The 13,279-nt window shown below is 71.3% G+C and carries 14 protein-coding genes; 5 read left to right on the top strand and 9 right to left on the bottom strand.

Annotated features, from left to right (window positions below):
• Nucleotides 1-7 precede the first annotated feature (7 nt).
• Nucleotides 8-358, bottom strand: coding sequence for an alpha/beta fold hydrolase (locus ACIHEI_RS06565; protein WP_396605887.1), 351 nt, complete (start codon nucleotides 356-358; stop codon nucleotides 8-10).
• On the opposite strand from ACIHEI_RS06565, the gene ACIHEI_RS06560 reads away from it, so the two are divergent.
• Entirely contained in the window at nucleotides 333-1,058 is a 726-nt protein-coding gene (locus ACIHEI_RS06560) for an ArsR/SmtB family transcription factor (RefSeq protein WP_396605886.1), read from the top strand. The two genes, ACIHEI_RS06565 and ACIHEI_RS06560, sit on opposite strands and share 26 nt — an antisense overlap.
• 16 nt (nucleotides 1,059-1,074) lie before the next feature.
• Here ACIHEI_RS06560 and ACIHEI_RS06555 read toward each other — a convergent pair whose 3' ends face one another.
• Nucleotides 1,075-2,652, bottom strand: coding sequence for a hypothetical protein (locus tag ACIHEI_RS06555; protein ID WP_396605885.1), 1,578 nt, complete (start codon nucleotides 2,650-2,652; stop codon nucleotides 1,075-1,077).
• A 283-nt stretch (nucleotides 2,653-2,935) separates the two neighbouring features.
• Nucleotides 2,936-3,844, bottom strand: a complete 909-nt coding sequence (locus tag ACIHEI_RS06550; protein ID WP_396605884.1) for an MBL fold metallo-hydrolase — start codon at nucleotides 3,842-3,844, stop codon at nucleotides 2,936-2,938.
• Between the two features lie 102 nt (nucleotides 3,845-3,946).
• On the opposite strand from ACIHEI_RS06550, the gene ACIHEI_RS06545 reads away from it, so the two are divergent.
• Nucleotides 3,947-4,861, top strand: a complete 915-nt coding sequence (locus ACIHEI_RS06545; RefSeq protein ID WP_396605883.1) for an AraC family transcriptional regulator — start codon at nucleotides 3,947-3,949, stop codon at nucleotides 4,859-4,861.
• On the opposite strand, the gene ACIHEI_RS06540 is transcribed toward ACIHEI_RS06545, so the two are convergent.
• The 4 genes from ACIHEI_RS06540 to ACIHEI_RS06525 all read right to left on the bottom strand — a co-directional run bounded on the left by ACIHEI_RS06540 (nucleotide 4,846) and on the right by ACIHEI_RS06525 (nucleotide 8,755).
• On the bottom strand, nucleotides 4,846-6,060 hold the full coding sequence (locus ACIHEI_RS06540; RefSeq protein ID WP_396605882.1) for a hypothetical protein: 1,215 nt from the start codon (nucleotides 6,058-6,060) through the stop codon (nucleotides 4,846-4,848). The two genes, ACIHEI_RS06545 and ACIHEI_RS06540, sit on opposite strands and share 16 nt — an antisense overlap.
• Before the next feature lie 121 nt (nucleotides 6,061-6,181).
• Nucleotides 6,182-6,733, bottom strand: a complete 552-nt coding sequence (locus tag ACIHEI_RS06535; RefSeq protein WP_387639322.1) for a nuclear transport factor 2 family protein — start codon at nucleotides 6,731-6,733, stop codon at nucleotides 6,182-6,184.
• A 266-nt stretch (nucleotides 6,734-6,999) separates the two neighbouring features.
• The gene (locus tag ACIHEI_RS06530) at nucleotides 7,000-8,445 is read right to left on the bottom strand and encodes a DEAD/DEAH box helicase (protein ID WP_396605881.1); all 1,446 of its coding nucleotides are present in this window, start codon (nucleotides 8,443-8,445) and stop codon (nucleotides 7,000-7,002) included.
• 106 nt (nucleotides 8,446-8,551) lie between these two features.
• A complete protein-coding gene (locus tag ACIHEI_RS06525) occupies nucleotides 8,552-8,755 on the bottom strand; it encodes a cold-shock protein (RefSeq protein WP_030916923.1) in 204 nt (67 codons plus the stop codon).
• 449 nt (nucleotides 8,756-9,204) lie between these two features.
• Between ACIHEI_RS06525 and ACIHEI_RS06520 the strand changes: the two genes are divergently transcribed.
• The 3 genes from ACIHEI_RS06520 to ACIHEI_RS06510 all read left to right on the top strand — a co-directional run bounded on the left by ACIHEI_RS06520 (nucleotide 9,205) and on the right by ACIHEI_RS06510 (nucleotide 10,379).
• Nucleotides 9,205-9,426, top strand: coding sequence for a hypothetical protein (locus ACIHEI_RS06520; RefSeq protein WP_387639316.1), 222 nt, complete (start codon nucleotides 9,205-9,207; stop codon nucleotides 9,424-9,426).
• A gap of 389 nt (nucleotides 9,427-9,815) precedes the next feature.
• Complete coding sequence (locus ACIHEI_RS06515; protein WP_396605880.1) at nucleotides 9,816-10,097, top strand: type II toxin-antitoxin system Phd/YefM family antitoxin; 282 nt, start codon at nucleotides 9,816-9,818, stop codon at nucleotides 10,095-10,097.
• Nucleotides 10,098-10,100: 3 nt separating this feature from the next.
• The gene (locus ACIHEI_RS06510) at nucleotides 10,101-10,379 is read left to right on the top strand and encodes a type II toxin-antitoxin system RelE/ParE family toxin (protein WP_396605879.1); all 279 of its coding nucleotides are present in this window, start codon (nucleotides 10,101-10,103) and stop codon (nucleotides 10,377-10,379) included.
• Between the two features lie 56 nt (nucleotides 10,380-10,435).
• Here ACIHEI_RS06510 and ACIHEI_RS06505 read toward each other — a convergent pair whose 3' ends face one another.
• Nucleotides 10,436-12,649: a helicase C-terminal domain-containing protein gene (locus ACIHEI_RS06505; protein WP_396605878.1), complete on the bottom strand. Its 2,214-nt coding sequence runs from the start codon at nucleotides 12,647-12,649 to the stop codon at nucleotides 10,436-10,438.
• Between the two features lie 284 nt (nucleotides 12,650-12,933).
• Nucleotides 12,934-13,279: hypothetical protein (locus ACIHEI_RS06500; protein WP_396605877.1), on the bottom strand; the 346-nt coding region annotated here is incomplete at its 5' end.

The following is a 13,279-nucleotide window of genomic DNA, read 5'->3' as shown; positions in this document are numbered from 1 at the left end:
GCACGGCTCAGAGCAGCGCGCGCAGGTACTTCTCGAACGCGGCCGGCGCCGACAGCATCGGGAAGTGGTCCGCCTCCGGCAGCTCCGTCAGCGTCGCGTCCGGTGCCTGCGCGGCCAGCCGCCGGGCCCACAGCCGGGTCGCCTCCAGGTCGTGGCCGCCGACCAGAACGCTTACCGGGACAGCGAGTTCGGCGAACCGGGTTTTGACGGGCGGGTCGAGTTCACGGCCGAGATACTCCTCGTCCGGCAGCGTCATCAGGTGGGAGTTCGCCACCTCCAGCCCGATCATCAGCCGCCGCTCGTCCGGCCCGAGCGCCGGACCCCACGCGTCGATGTCCACCGCCGCCGAGGCGTGCATCCCCTCGGCCGCCCTGACCTCGGCGATCCGGGCGAACAGCGCCAGCATCGGGAGCCGGGAGGCCGCCTCCTCCTCGGTCGTCGTCCAACGCCTCCGCGACGAAGGCGCCCGCGCGCTGCGCCCCGTGATGAACGCTGCCGCCGCCCTCTACCGCGAATGCCTGGCACCCGACTGGCGGGTCCTGCGCCGCACCCTCGACGCCCAAGTCCGGTGCCACGCACAGACGGTGGCGACGGACGGGCCCGCCGCGATGCTCTCCCGCCTGCACCCGCGGCTGAGCTGGCACGACGCCGGCACCCTCACCGTCGAGCGCCCCGGCCCTGTGCTCCGGCACCGACTCGCAGGCCGCGGGCTGCAGTTGCACCCGAACCTGTTCCTCGACAAGTGCGCCGTCCTGCACCCGCCCGACCGGCCCACCGCCGTGCTGCACCCGGTGACGCCCGCCGTCCGTCCGGACGCCGCTCCCGACGGCCTGCTCGCGCTGCTCGGCCCGGCCCGCACCCGAGCTCTCCGGGTTGTCGCCCAAGGCCCGTGCACCACCACGGAGTTGGCCGCCACGCTCGGCATCGCCGCACCGTCCGCCTCGCCGCACACCAACGTGCTGCGAGCCGCCGGACTGATCACCATCACCCGGCAGGGGCGCCAGGTGCAGCACGCCCTCGCGCCGCTCGGGCACGCGCTGCTCGACGCCAACCCGTGACGGCGAGCCGTCCCGATCAGCCCGCCGGGACGGGGTTGCCGACGGCCGACCTGCCCGGCCGGGCGACCCACTGCATCGCCTCCCTGACCCGGGCGGCACCCGCCCGGGCGAACGCCGCGCCGCCACCTACAGCGGGCTCCCGACGGGCGCCCAGACCGGCACACGGGGCGCAGATGCCGGGCCGCGGGATCGGGTCGCAGCACTTGGCGCACTCGGCCTGCGGGGGCTTGGCGGGAGGCGCGGGCTCCGGGACGGGCGGGAGCTTGTCCCTCAGCCGGAAGCGGACCAGGCCGGCCGGCGACGTGACTTCGGGGGGCAGGTGGCTCGTCAGGGCCCGGACCAGATCGGCCTCCGGCACGTTGCGCTCCAGCCACGGCACGACCAGCGGCGCGAGCCTCCGCGCCTCGGCCTCGCCGAGACGCAGGCGCGGCTCGTTGCGGAGCGCCCGGAACAGCGCGGCGACCGCCTCGCGGGTCCGGTCGTCCATGGCCGTCAGGGCCGTCCGGGCCGTGCCACGCGGGGTTCGCGGAGCACGTTCGGCGCGCTGCGCCCGCACGGTCGGGGCGGTTCGCTGTGCCGGGATGGCGCGTTCGGCGCGCTGGGGCGGCTCGGCGTGCTCGGCCGGCGGTGCGGCCTGCTTGGCCGGCGGTGCGGCGGGCCTGCTGCGGTCGTCCGGCTCGGGCTGACCGGCCTGGTCGGCGGGCGCGTTCGGCTCGTAGGGCTCACAGGGCGCGTGCGGCTGGTCCGGCAGGTCCGGCTGGTCCAGTTCGTCGGGCTGGCCAGGATCGGTCGTCCCGCTGGGCTCGCTGGGATCGGCAGGCGTGTGCGTTCGGTTCGGCCAGGTCGGCCAGGTCGGCCAGGTCGGCCAGTACGGCAGGTCCGGCTCGTCGGGTTGGCCAGGCAGGTCCGGCTCGCCCGGCTCGTCGAGCGCGTCCGGCTCGACCGGCTCGACCGGCTCGCCCGGCTCGACCGGCTCGCCCGGCTCGCCCGGCTCGACCGGCTCGTCGAGCGCGTCCGGCTCGACCGGTTCGGTCGGTCGGTCCGCCTCGTCCGCCCCGCCCGGCTCGACCGGCTCGACCGGCTCGTCGAGCGCGTCCGGCTCGCCCGGCTCGGTCGGTCGGTCCGCCTCGTCCGCCCCGCCCGGCTCGCGCCGGTCGCTCGGCGCTGGGGACGGTAGGGGGGTAGTAGTTTCTTTTACCTTCTTTTGTAGGTACCCGCCCGGCGCACCGACGCTCGCTGCACCGGGGCCCGGATTTCCGGCCTCCGGTGCGTCGGTGCCCGACTCGGCGGCGTCCTGCGGGAGTTGGGGCGTGTCGTAGACGTGGATCTCGCTGATGACCTGGCCCGCCGGGAGGCGCTTCTTCACCAGCCGGTAGTACCCGGCGGCCCGCAGCTCGGCCACGGCCTTCGTGATGGTGGTGCGGCCTTCGAAGCCTGCGTCGGCCAGGTTCTTGCAGTTCTCCGGCGTGTCGTCCGGCAGCGAGAGAAGGTACCCGAGCACGCCCTTGGCGACGTACGAAAGGTCACGGTTCTGCAGAATGTCGTTGGCGATAGCCGTGGATTCGCCGCTCTGGGCGCTACGATGAATACGCATCGGGAGGTCTATTCCTGTTGCCAGGCCCCGGGACGTTGCCGCGTCGTCGGGGCTAACTATGTTTACAGGCACGGAACTTAGCACCCGAACCGATCGAAGATCGGCGAAACTGGCGAGTAGCCGAAATTTCGCCACCTGCGGATGAAATCGGACCATTCCCGACCGCAGACGGTCGATATCTGTCACACTCTCGACCGCTTCCCTCCGTCTGCCCGAACAGGGCTACGCGTTGAGGCACTCCCTGGCGTCTGCGAAGTAGAACTTTCGCTACTTTCACCGCAGTTCAGGCGAAGGCGGCCGCCCACCGCTCGATCGCGAACCCGCCGCCCGGCGCCCGCCGGACCTCCAGCGCCCCGGCTCCGCCGAAGTGCGCCGGCACCACCAACTCCCGCCGCGCCGCCGCCCGTTCGAGGATCCGGTGACGGCTGGCCGCCGCCTGCGCGGGGTCGACGCACCAGCAGCTGTTGCAGGACGGGGCGATGATCTGCACCGGGCTGTGCATCAAGTCACCGACGAAGACGGCCCGTTCGCCCCCGGACTCCAGCCGCAGCACCGAGGAGCCGGGTGTGTGGCCGGGCGCGGACTCCAGCACCAGGTTCTCGTCGATCCGGTGTTCACCCTCCCAGCGCGCCAACTGCCCACTCCGGTCGACCGGTTCGATGCTGTCCTGGTAGATCAGCTCCGCCTCCCGCCCGCCGCCGTAGGAGTTCCCCGGGCCGAGGTGGAAGTCGTCCGCGGCGTGCAGCAGGTACTGCGCGTTCGGGAACGTGGGCACCCACTCCCCGTCCGACTCGGTGGTGTTCCACCCGACGTGGTCGGCGTGCAGATGGGTGTTGACGACGACGTCCACGTCCTCCGGGCGGACGCCGGCCGCGGTGAGCCGGCCGAGGAAATCGCCCTGCCACTGGTGGAACGCCGGCGTCTCGGGCCGCTCGCGCCCATTGCCAACGCTGGTGTCCACCAAGACAGTTCGGCCGCCGCTGCGCAGCACCCAGGTCTGCAACGCGGCCGCCGCCAGCCCACTCTCCGGCACCCAGTGCTGCGGCGCCAGCCACCCGGCGTTCTCCTCCCACCGCTCGGCCCCGAACCCGGGGACCAGCTGGTGGGCCGGCAGGAACGGGCCCTGCCACTCGATGACGCGGAGGACTTCGACACTCCCGAGCGTGATGCTCCGCACGTGTTCGCTGTTCATGTCGCCGACGCTAAGGGCCATTTGGCGAGTGTCTCAATGCTCGATCGGCTCATCCGGATACGCAACACGCTCTCACCTGCGCGGGTGAATACACTCCGGGGCATGGACGTGGTCAGCGACGCGATATCGACGGTCCGGATCGGACGGCCCTCCTCCAACCGCGTGCGAGTCGGCGGAAGTTGGAGCACCCGCCTCGCCCCGTACGACGGCGCCGGCTTCCACGTCGTCCTGGCGGGCAGCTGCCGGCTGATCGGCGCGGACGGCACCACCCTGGCGCTCACCTCCGGCGACGCGGTGCTGCTGCCGCGCGGCGCCGGCCACGTCCTCGCGGACGCCGAGGCCGGTCCGGGCGCTGCCCAACGCGCAGTCCCGTTCGAGCAGTTGGCCGAAAAGGACATTCTCGGGCGGCCGGGCCAGGGGGAGGTGGAGCTGCTGTGCGGCAAGTACCGGCTCGACCACAGCCGCGCGCACCCACTGCTCGCTGAGCTGCCGGAGTTGGTGCACCTCCCGAGCCGGGTCGGCCGCCACCCCGAACTCCGCGCCGCCATCGACCTGTTGGGGCGCGAGGCGAGCGGTCGCCGCCCCGGCTCCGGCGTCGCCGTCCCCAGCCTGCTCGACCTGCTGCTGGTCTACCTGATCCGCGCCTGGCTCACCGAGGGCTCGACGGGCGCCTGGCCTGCCGTCCTGGACGACGAGGTGGCGGCGGCCGCGGTCCGCGCCCTGCACGCGGACCCGGCCGCCCGGTGGACCACCGATCTCCTGGCGGCGGAGGTCGGGGTGTCCCGCGCCACCCTGGCGCGCCGGTTCACCGCACTGGTCGGCCGGCCGCCGATGGCGTACCTGACCTGGTGGCGCCTCGCCCTGGCCGCCGCGAGACTCCGGGACACCCCCGACCCGCTGGCCGCCATCGCCCGCCGGGTCGGCTACGGCACGCCCTACGCCTTCTCCCACGCGTTCCAGCGGGAGTTCGGCACCACACCCGGCCGCTACCGCGCCGCTGCTCAGCCCCCGCCGTAGGTGGCCTGGGTGACGGCGAAGACATTGCGTCCGCCCGTGGTCTCCTGCAACGACCACAGCAGGTCGGGGTTGGTGGCGTCCTCCCAGTAGGAGAGGCTCTCACCGCCGCCCACCCAGGCGAAGGTGGACGGCCCGGCCGTCGGCGTCCAGTAGTAAAGCTGCTTCTCCCCCGAGGAGTTGAACCACCACCGGCCGTTGTGGGACGCCACGCCGTTGAGGTGGTACCAGGGCAGCATGAGCGCCTGACTCGCGGTCGTCGTCGTGGCGAACGTCGTCGCCCCCGGTGCGAACGGGAAGCGCACGGCCCGCGGCTCCCGCTTCGGGTAGTCGGTGCAGGTCGAGCTCACCGGGCAGGTGTACTCCGTCATCACGATCGACTTGCTGACCCGGTCCAGCGAGATGGACGACCACGCCAGCCCGGCCACACCGGTGGCCGTCTGCGAGGTGACGGTGCCGACCTGCGGCAGCACGTAGGCGTAATTGTGGGCGTAGTAGGCCCCGTTGGCCTGGCGGCCGATCTGATCGGCGGTGCCGCCGGTGTCGGTGTTGAGGATCTTGCGCATGTCGAAGACCCGCATGCCGCGCCCGGTGTCGGCGACATAGAGGTAGTCCCCGTACCAGGAGACGCCGCCCGCGTGGATCGGGATGTCCTTGAAGTCCGGCGCCGCCGCCGTGCCCGTCGGCTCCACCAGCAGGATCTTGCGGTACGTGTTGGGGTAGGTGGCGTCCCAGTCCGCCAGCGTGATCCGGCTGCGCTGGTGGTTCCCGCCGCAGGCGTCGGCGGTGTACCAGCTGACCAGCACCAGCTGATGCCCGTCGTAGTTCCCGCTGTTCGCCGTCCCCACGGCGTCCCGGCTCGTGGTGATCCCCTGCGGAACGCTCTTGCAGTCCGTGTTGTCACCGTCGTCGAACCGGAACCCCGTGGACAGCCCCGCCACCGAGAACGACGAGGGCAGCGCCTGCCGGGTGTGGTTGGCGTTCTCCATCACGGTGTGCACGGGCGACGTCCCCAGTGCCGTCACCAGCGCCGAGTCGAGCGCGTCGTACTTGTGGTAGTCCGCGCTGAGCGTGTAGTCCGCCCCGTTCAGCGCCGTCGGGCCTGCCGCGGCCCCGGCCGGCGAGGCCCCCACCCATCCTCCGGCGACCGCCAGTCCGGCGGCGATCACCGCGCTTGTTGCTGCCCTGACTTGACGAAGCATCACATCGAGCCTCTCCGTGCGAACAGTCCAACAGGCCCTTACGCTAGGCTCGTGTTGGACATGTACGCAACACTCTGGCCGCTTTGTCACCCGCCAAGGGGTCGGCCGTCCCCACGGGAGGTCACACGCCGACCGCGAGGTCGCGCAGCGTCGCCTCGGCCTCCGGCGTCAGGGCGAGCGGCCCCTTCCCGTTCGTCCAGACCGCCTGCACCTCGAGGCGGCGCAGTCGCCAGCCGTCCGAGGTCCGCACCGCCTCGCCGGTGAACGTGCCGCCGACATCGAAGTGGCCGCCGGCTTCCTCGCCGCGCGCCTGCTGAGTCGCGGCGAGGTGCACGTGCGTCATGATCGCGTTCCAGCGGACCGCGGCCCGGTCCCCGGCCAGGTCGATCATGTAGTTGGCCCCCGTGTGCTGAGTGCGCTTGAACTTTCCGAGCGCCACCTGCTCCGCCTCGGCCAGCCCGGCGATCCCCTCGTGCTCCCCGACCGGCCTGCTGATCCGCACATCGGACGTGAAGTACCGCCGCGCCCACGCTTCGTCGAACCGGCCGCCGCCCTGGGGCACCGTGTCGAGGCTGATCAGATAACCGTCGATGAGTCCGGTGATCTCGGCACGATCGACCAGAACCTGAACCTGCCGCTCCAGAGCGGCGAACGCCTCCGTGCTGATGCCCATGGCCGTGACTCCCCGGCTCGCGCTGCCTGCCGCGGCCGACCCGGCCGCGTACCGCTGAGGCTAGAACTTCAAGCCCACTGGAGATCAAGGCCCGGCACAGAGCCACCGGTGCCCGTCAGCCACGCCCGTGCAGCCCGAACGCCGCCCGGCCTGCCGGCTCCGGCCCTCCCTCAAGGGCGGCCGACTGACCATCTGGGTCACGGCGATGGGCAACCGACGCGAGGTCCGCCGCCGCCGGTTGACCCCGCCGGGGCGATTGTTCGCGGTTACCTGCTGCGCGACCGGGACGCGGTGCCGCCCGAGCCGTCGGTGGTCGGCCGGGTGCGGGTGGCGGAGGCCGGGCGGCCGTAGCGGGGGCGGCCGGTGGACCGGTTGTGGCGGGGCCGTTCGACGACGGGGTCGGGGATCGTGGTGGGCACGCCGGTGGGGACGCGGGCGCCGGTGATCCGGGTGAGTTCCGCGTCGCCGGGCCGGACCTTGGTGGTGACGGGGGTGATGCCGGCCGTGGACATCATCCGGGCCGTGCCGCGGCGCTGGTTGGGGAGGACCAGAGTGACGACGGTGCCGGACTCGCCGGCCCGGGCGGTGCGTCCGCCGCGGTGCAGGTAGTCCGTGTGGTCGGCGGGCGGGTCCAGGTTGACGACCAGGTCGAGGCCGTCGATGTGGATGCCCCGGGCGGCGACGTCGGTCGCGACGAGCGCGGCCACCTGACCGGTGCGGAACTGTTCCAGGGTGCGGGTGCGCTGCGGTTGGGACTTGCCCCCGTGCAGGGCCGCGGCCTTCACTCCCTTTGCCAGCAGGGTGTCGACCAGGCGGTCCGCGCCGCTCTTGGTGTCGATGAACATGATCACCCTGCCGTCGCGGGAGGCGATGTGGGCGATCGTGGCGGTCTTGTCGGAGTTCTGCACGTGCAGCACGTGGTGCTCCATCGTGCTGACAGTTCCTGCGGACGGATCCACCGAGTGCGTGACCGGGTCCTTCAGGAAGCGCCGCACCAGGCCGTCGACGTTGCGGTCCAGGGTGGCGGAGAACAGCATCGTCTGGCCGCCTTCGGCGACCTGTTCGAGGAGCGCGGTGACGTCGGGCAGGAAGCCCATGTCGGCCATCCGGTCGGCTTCGTCGAGGACGGTGATACCGACCCGGTCCAGGCGGCAGAGCCTGCGCTCGATCAGGTCCCCCAGCCGGCCGGGCGTGGCCACCACGATCTCCGCACCGCGGTTCAACACCTGCGCCTGGCGGCGGACCGGCACCCCGCCGACCACGGTGGCCATCCGCAGATGCGTCGCGTGGGCGTACGGGGTGAGGGCTTCGGTGACCTGCTGGGCGAGCTCACGGGTGGGGACCAGGACCAGTGCGAGCGGGCACCGCGGCTCAGCCTGCTGCCCGACGGTGCGGGCGAGTACGGCGAGACCGAACGCGAGTGTCTTGCCGGAGCCGGTACGGCCCCGTCCCAGCACGTCGCGGCCGGCCAGCGAGTTCGGCAACGTCGCGGCCTGGATCGGGAAGGGCGTGCTGATGCCCCTGCGCGCCAGGATCGTCAGCAGCTCCCTCGGCAGGTCCAGTTCCTCGAAGGACTCGACGGGCGGCAGGGCCGGCACGGTACTCACCGGCACCGAGAACTCCCGCACGGAGGCGGATCCCGCGCCGCCGCCCGATGCGGAGCCGGAACCGGAACCGGTGCGTCGGCGCGGAGGGCGGCTGGAACGGTTCATGCGGGAGACCCTCCTCGGGGCGGCACAAAAGCCGAGGGGCCCGCACCGGGCACCATGTGCGCGGCGCGGGCCCCTCGCTGCCAGGCGGTTGCCGTGGCAGTAGGAACTACAGCGGGCGAATGTTCTCGGCCTGCGGGCCCTTCTGGCCCTGCGTGACGTCGAACTCGACCTTCTGGCCCTCGAGCAGCTCGCGGAAGCCGCTGGCGTTGATGTTCGAGTAGTGGGCGAAGACGTCCGGGCCGCCACCCTCCTGCTCGATGAAGCCGAAGCCCTTTTCCGCGTTGAACCACTTCACGGTGCCATTAGCCATGTAAAAAATCTCCTTCAAGGGACCTTCCGGAACCCGCACGATACGGGCACCGAGTCACCGCGATGAGCGCCCGCCCGGAAAATGTCCGGAAAACAGAAATGCGCCTGCGATACATCAGCAGGCGCACACAAAGTTCATGGGAACCACTACTGCAACTCCTCCGACTGTAGCAGCCCCAAGCCCGGAACGGGGGGACATTTTGCCCCAGGTTTCGGCGGCCGCTGCCCCGGCGCCAGCGGGCCGGATCCACCGCGTACGCCAACATCACTGCTGGTGCGGGCAGTTGATCCGACCGTGCGCAGTGCCCCGGCGCGGCGGCCGACCTGTGGTGTGACTCCGGGCGCACGCCCCCGGAAAGTGACGTTCAACAAACCCGGCATTTCAGGCATCCAAGATTTCGGGTCGTCAGAAAGGGCCGCTACCACGCTTCGCGGAGCATACTGACCTGGATGAGAAAACCTGAAGCAGTCCGCCGCCACCTGCCCACCAGCCCCTTCAAGGCCAAGGCCGAAGCGCCGCGCAAGCACTTCGCCATCGGCGATCGCGTCACCCACGACGCCTACGGCCTCGGCCGGGTCATCGGCGTCGAGGGCGACACCGCAGTACTCGTCGACTTCGGATCACGGCAGGAGCGCATCGCCGAGCCGTACCGCGGGATGTTCAACCTCTGACCCACCCCGCCACCGCCGCCACCCCGCCCCCAGCCCGCGCCACCCCGGCCCGGGCTGCGTCGGCATGGCGCCGTGGGCGCGGGCAGTGCAAGGGGACGGAGCACGACGAAGGCCGGACCGCTGTTGCGGTCCGGCCTTCGATCAGGCGGAGGATACGAGATTCGAACTCGTGAGGGGTTGCCCCCAACACGCTTTCCAGATGCGTCCAGGTGTCCGGGGAGGTCCATGGGCATTCTGACCTGCAGCGGTGTGACTCGTTTGCTGGGCGTCGAACGGCGCTGGACCGGGGTGACTGCCACCAGAGCTGCAGCCAGCCGGGCTTCGAGTCATGCGCGCTCGGTCCGTTGAGCGCTGCAATCACATAGATGTACATCTGCTACATTTGTTGCATGAGTGAGCCGGTGATCGAATCCATGGCCGAGGTCCGCAGCCACCTTGCGGACGTCCTCGATCGCGCGCGCAGGGACGAAACCCCCACGATCATCACGCGGCGCGGCAAGCAGGAAGCCGTAGTGATCGACATCCGTGAGTACCAGCACCTGCGCAGGCTGGCGGAGCAGGCCGAAGACGCCTGGCTCAACCGGTTGGCCGACGAGGCGGAGACCGAGGGGCGCGACGGATCCGTGTCGCTCGAAGAGATGGCCGCCATGCTCCGCGACCACCACGCCTGAGCCATGGGCTACGTCACGCGGTTCACACCGCACGCCCAGCGGGACATGCTCAAGATTTCCCGGCCTGATGCCGTGCGTATCCTGCATCGCCTCACTGATCTCCAGAAGGCGCTGGACGACGGGGACACCGGGGCCTCCGACGTCAAAGCCCTTCAGGGGCACAGTGCGCGTTGGCGACTGCGGGTCGGGGACTATCGCGTCGTGTACACGGTTGAGGGCGGCCAACTGGTCGTGTGGGTCCTGACTGTCGGCAACCGCCGCGACGTCTACCGCAACGTGTAGGCGACCTCGGCCGCCCAACCGGAGGTCCGATGACCGGAGGCCCACGACGGCGTTGGCTACCCGGGCATCACCCCGTGGATGCGGGAGATGGTGAACACGCGTTCGTCGTTCCGCAGATGGCACCAGGCCTGAAGGTAGGGCGGGTCGAGATCCAGACGGCTGAGGGTGCGGATGGTCTCGTTGCCGGAGGTGGCGATGTACTCGATGGTGACCGACAGGCCCTCGTTGACCGCGTGGGCCAGCTGGCGGACGTCGGCGAAGGACAGGTTGCGCGCGTACCCGGCGATGATCTCCTCGGTGTCACTGCCGTAGGGGCGGCCGTCCCACGGGTCGGGGTCCGGGATGTCCTGCGGGCCGGCCAGTAGCCGGGCGGCGAGGGCTCCCAAGTCGACGGGACGGTTCCCCGGTTGCTGCGGCCGGGACCTGCCGCGGGGCAGTCGCGGGGACGGTACCGGGGGTGCCGCGCGGGGGCGCTCGGCCCGCTCGACGCGGACGGTGCCGTCGGGCTTCTCGGCGACGGGGGCATAGCCCGCGGATCGCAGTGCCGCGAGCGTCTTGTCCGGCGGGGTCCGGCTGATCAGGACGGTCGGTGCCAATTGCCGTAGGCCGAGCTGGGCGAGCTTGCGGTGGGCAGCGAGTTCGGCCAGGAGAGCCGGTTCCTCGCCGTGGATCACACTGGCTGCGGAGACGACACGGACCCGGCCGTGGCTGCGCGCGGTGTCGTGGATCAGGTACGAGAGCGGCTGGGGAAGCGGTTCGACGGCGACGGCGGCCAGGTCGGCCGTGATCGCGTCGGGGGTCAGGCCCGCGTCGAGGGCGCGGCGGACGCTTCCCGGGCTGAACCGCCACACGGACGCCGTTCCGGCTGTCTCCCGGTCTGCGGCGGAGTCCAGCAACGTGGCGATGGCTGCTGATGGCGTACCGGCAACCATGGCCGTGAGATCGCTGCCGAAGCGGGCGGTCCCGCTGGCGGCGGGCAGTAGCTGCCGGCAGGCGTCCGCCAGCGCGGCGGTGTCACCGGCGAGCAGCGCGGTCCCGATGGGGGACAGCGCCCCGAGGGCGAGTGCGCCGAGCAGTTCCGTTTCACGGATCAGGGTGGCGAACGGCGTGGCGTCCTGGGGGAGTTCGTCGGCGAGCGGCCGGTGCCACACGATCAGCGCCCCCAACCCCGCTGGGTTCGACGCGCCTTCGCCGGCCGGGAGCTGTGACGCGGCCGAGAATAGTCCGTGCCGACCCTGTACGCAGCCCCCGCAGGCCGGTGGGCCGGCGAGGGCAGGCAGAGCCTTCCCGTCCTCGTCGCGGCTGCCGCCGGGGGACAGCGGGAGTGTCCACCACGCCTGGAGAAGCACGGCGAGTTGGTCGGCCGGCTCCTTCTCGGCCCAGACGTCGTAGCCGGCGGTCGCCACGACCCGGTCGCCGTCCCGGGCGAGCAGCCCAGCCCCGTTCGCCGCCTCCAGCGCGATGCGGACCACGATCTCGTCGCACTGCGCCGCCTTGCAGATCCGGGACAACTCGCGTGCGCCGATCCCACCAGCCTTGAGCCGAGTCGGGGGAGTGACGGCGCACACCCTGAGAACCGACGCGGCATGGGCGGCGAACGCCATCGAGGCGGCTGCGGCCTCCCGTTCGATCTGCGAAGCAGTGATGGACACCGATCGCACGACCGGCGGGACGGGCGTGAACGGAGCGAACCAGCCGGGCCCGCGCACCGCGAGTGCCACCTCTGCCGGCATCCGGGCCGACCCGTACCGATGGCGGTCCCGGATCAGCAACCCCCGCTCCAGCGCCCACTGTTCGCCTGGCTCGGAGCCGGACTGCGAGCCTGTGAACATGATGAACGCCGGTTGCTTCGGAGGCCGGCTCGCACGCTGCTCGAGGAGCTTCCTCGTTGCCCCCGGAGCCTTGGCCACCAGCGCGGCGACCCTTTCCGGATCGCTGTGATGGTCGATCAGCGCCGCCAATCGCCGTGACTTGTTGTTGCCAGCCGGCTTGACGCCCAGTTTCGCCAGTACGCGGCCCAGTTCGTCGGAGTTCGTGCCTGCGAGCAGACGCGCCAGCGGTGCGTCGAGCCCGAGAGGTGAGTCCCATGCGTGCCGCAGCGGTGCTGCCATGTGCAGCACCCCGTCGTGGCCCGGCCACACCAGAGCACGATCGGCCAGCGCCTCCAGGGCCACATCCAACCCGCGGGTGCGTTCCCCGTCCGCCGCGTCCAGGAAGGCGGCCAGGTCGTCCCGGGACACGGACCCCAGCGCGGCGATGGCCTCCGCCACTTGCAGGCACGGCAGTGCGAGCCGGGGCAGGGCCAGTGCCACTGACGCCGGGCGCTGAAGACGGTCTGCCAGTTCACCGACCGACCGCGGCTCCGGCGCCACCGCCACATCCGGGCGTGCCGCCAGGACCCGTTCCAACCCGGGTGCGTCGAGTCCGCACAGCCACGCCGTCAGGGCCGAACCGTTCGTCTTGCTTATGGGGAACACCTCGCCACGCAGGAGTACCGCCGTTCCGCCGCGGGACCGGCCGGGGCTCCAGGATGGCGTACGAGAAGGGTCGCGCGTCACACGAAGGACCGGATGATGCCGGAGAACGCCTCGGGCCACCACTCCGGCTCGCGTCCCGAACATAACGATGGCCCCGACCGGAACCCGGTCGGGGCCTTTCGTTTGCCCTGGCGGGCGGAGGCGACGCTTTCCAATTCTCCTCGGCGCCGTTCAAACGCGTTCGCGACCGTCCTGGCCTGCAGCGGAGTCAGCCACTCAGGGGTGATCGAACCTCGGCGGACGGGTATGAATGAGACCAGAACTGAGAGGACGGTATGTGACGTGATGTCGCTTCTGTCATCACCAGAACGTGTGGTGCCGATGCGTCCGCGCTGATCGGGGTGTCCGGCCGTGCTGGAGTGT

This window comes from Kitasatospora sp. NPDC051984 (assembly GCF_044593455.1).
Classification (GTDB): Bacteria; Actinomycetota; Actinomycetes; order Streptomycetales; family Streptomycetaceae; genus Kitasatospora.
The sequence above is the reverse complement of the archived record's forward strand: the minus strand, read 5'-3'. Positions and strand labels throughout refer to the sequence as shown.

Bases quoted from the DNA above. Each gene is read 5' to 3' on its own strand.
- ACIHEI_RS06530 (WP_396605881.1), bottom strand. From the start codon at position 8,445: ATGAACCGTTCCAGCCGCCCTCCGCGCCGACGCACCGGTTCCGGTTCC.
- ACIHEI_RS06560 (WP_396605886.1), top strand. From the start codon at position 333: ATGTCCACCGCCGCCGAGGCGTGCATCCCCTCGGCCGCCCTGACCTCG.
- ACIHEI_RS06555 (WP_396605885.1), bottom strand. From the start codon at position 2,652: ATGCGTATTCATCGTAGCGCCCAGAGCGGCGAATCCACGGCTATCGCC.
- ACIHEI_RS06535 (WP_387639322.1), bottom strand. From the start codon at position 6,733: ATGGGCATCAGCACGGAGGCGTTCGCCGCTCTGGAGCGGCAGGTTCAG.
- ACIHEI_RS06520 (WP_387639316.1), top strand. From the start codon at position 9,205: ATGAGAAAACCTGAAGCAGTCCGCCGCCACCTGCCCACCAGCCCCTTC.
- ACIHEI_RS06565 (WP_396605887.1), bottom strand. From the start codon at position 358: ATGCACGCCTCGGCGGCGGTGGACATCGACGCGTGGGGTCCGGCGCTC.
- ACIHEI_RS06525 (WP_030916923.1), bottom strand. From the start codon at position 8,755: ATGGCTAATGGCACCGTGAAGTGGTTCAACGCGGAAAAGGGCTTCGGC.
- ACIHEI_RS06545 (WP_396605883.1), top strand. From the start codon at position 3,947: ATGGACGTGGTCAGCGACGCGATATCGACGGTCCGGATCGGACGGCCC.
- ACIHEI_RS06540 (WP_396605882.1), bottom strand. From the start codon at position 6,060: ATGCTTCGTCAAGTCAGGGCAGCAACAAGCGCGGTGATCGCCGCCGGA.
- ACIHEI_RS06510 (WP_396605879.1), top strand. From the start codon at position 10,101: ATGGGCTACGTCACGCGGTTCACACCGCACGCCCAGCGGGACATGCTC.
- ACIHEI_RS06550 (WP_396605884.1), bottom strand. From the start codon at position 3,844: ATGAACAGCGAACACGTGCGGAGCATCACGCTCGGGAGTGTCGAAGTC.
- ACIHEI_RS06515 (WP_396605880.1), top strand. From the start codon at position 9,816: ATGAGTGAGCCGGTGATCGAATCCATGGCCGAGGTCCGCAGCCACCTT.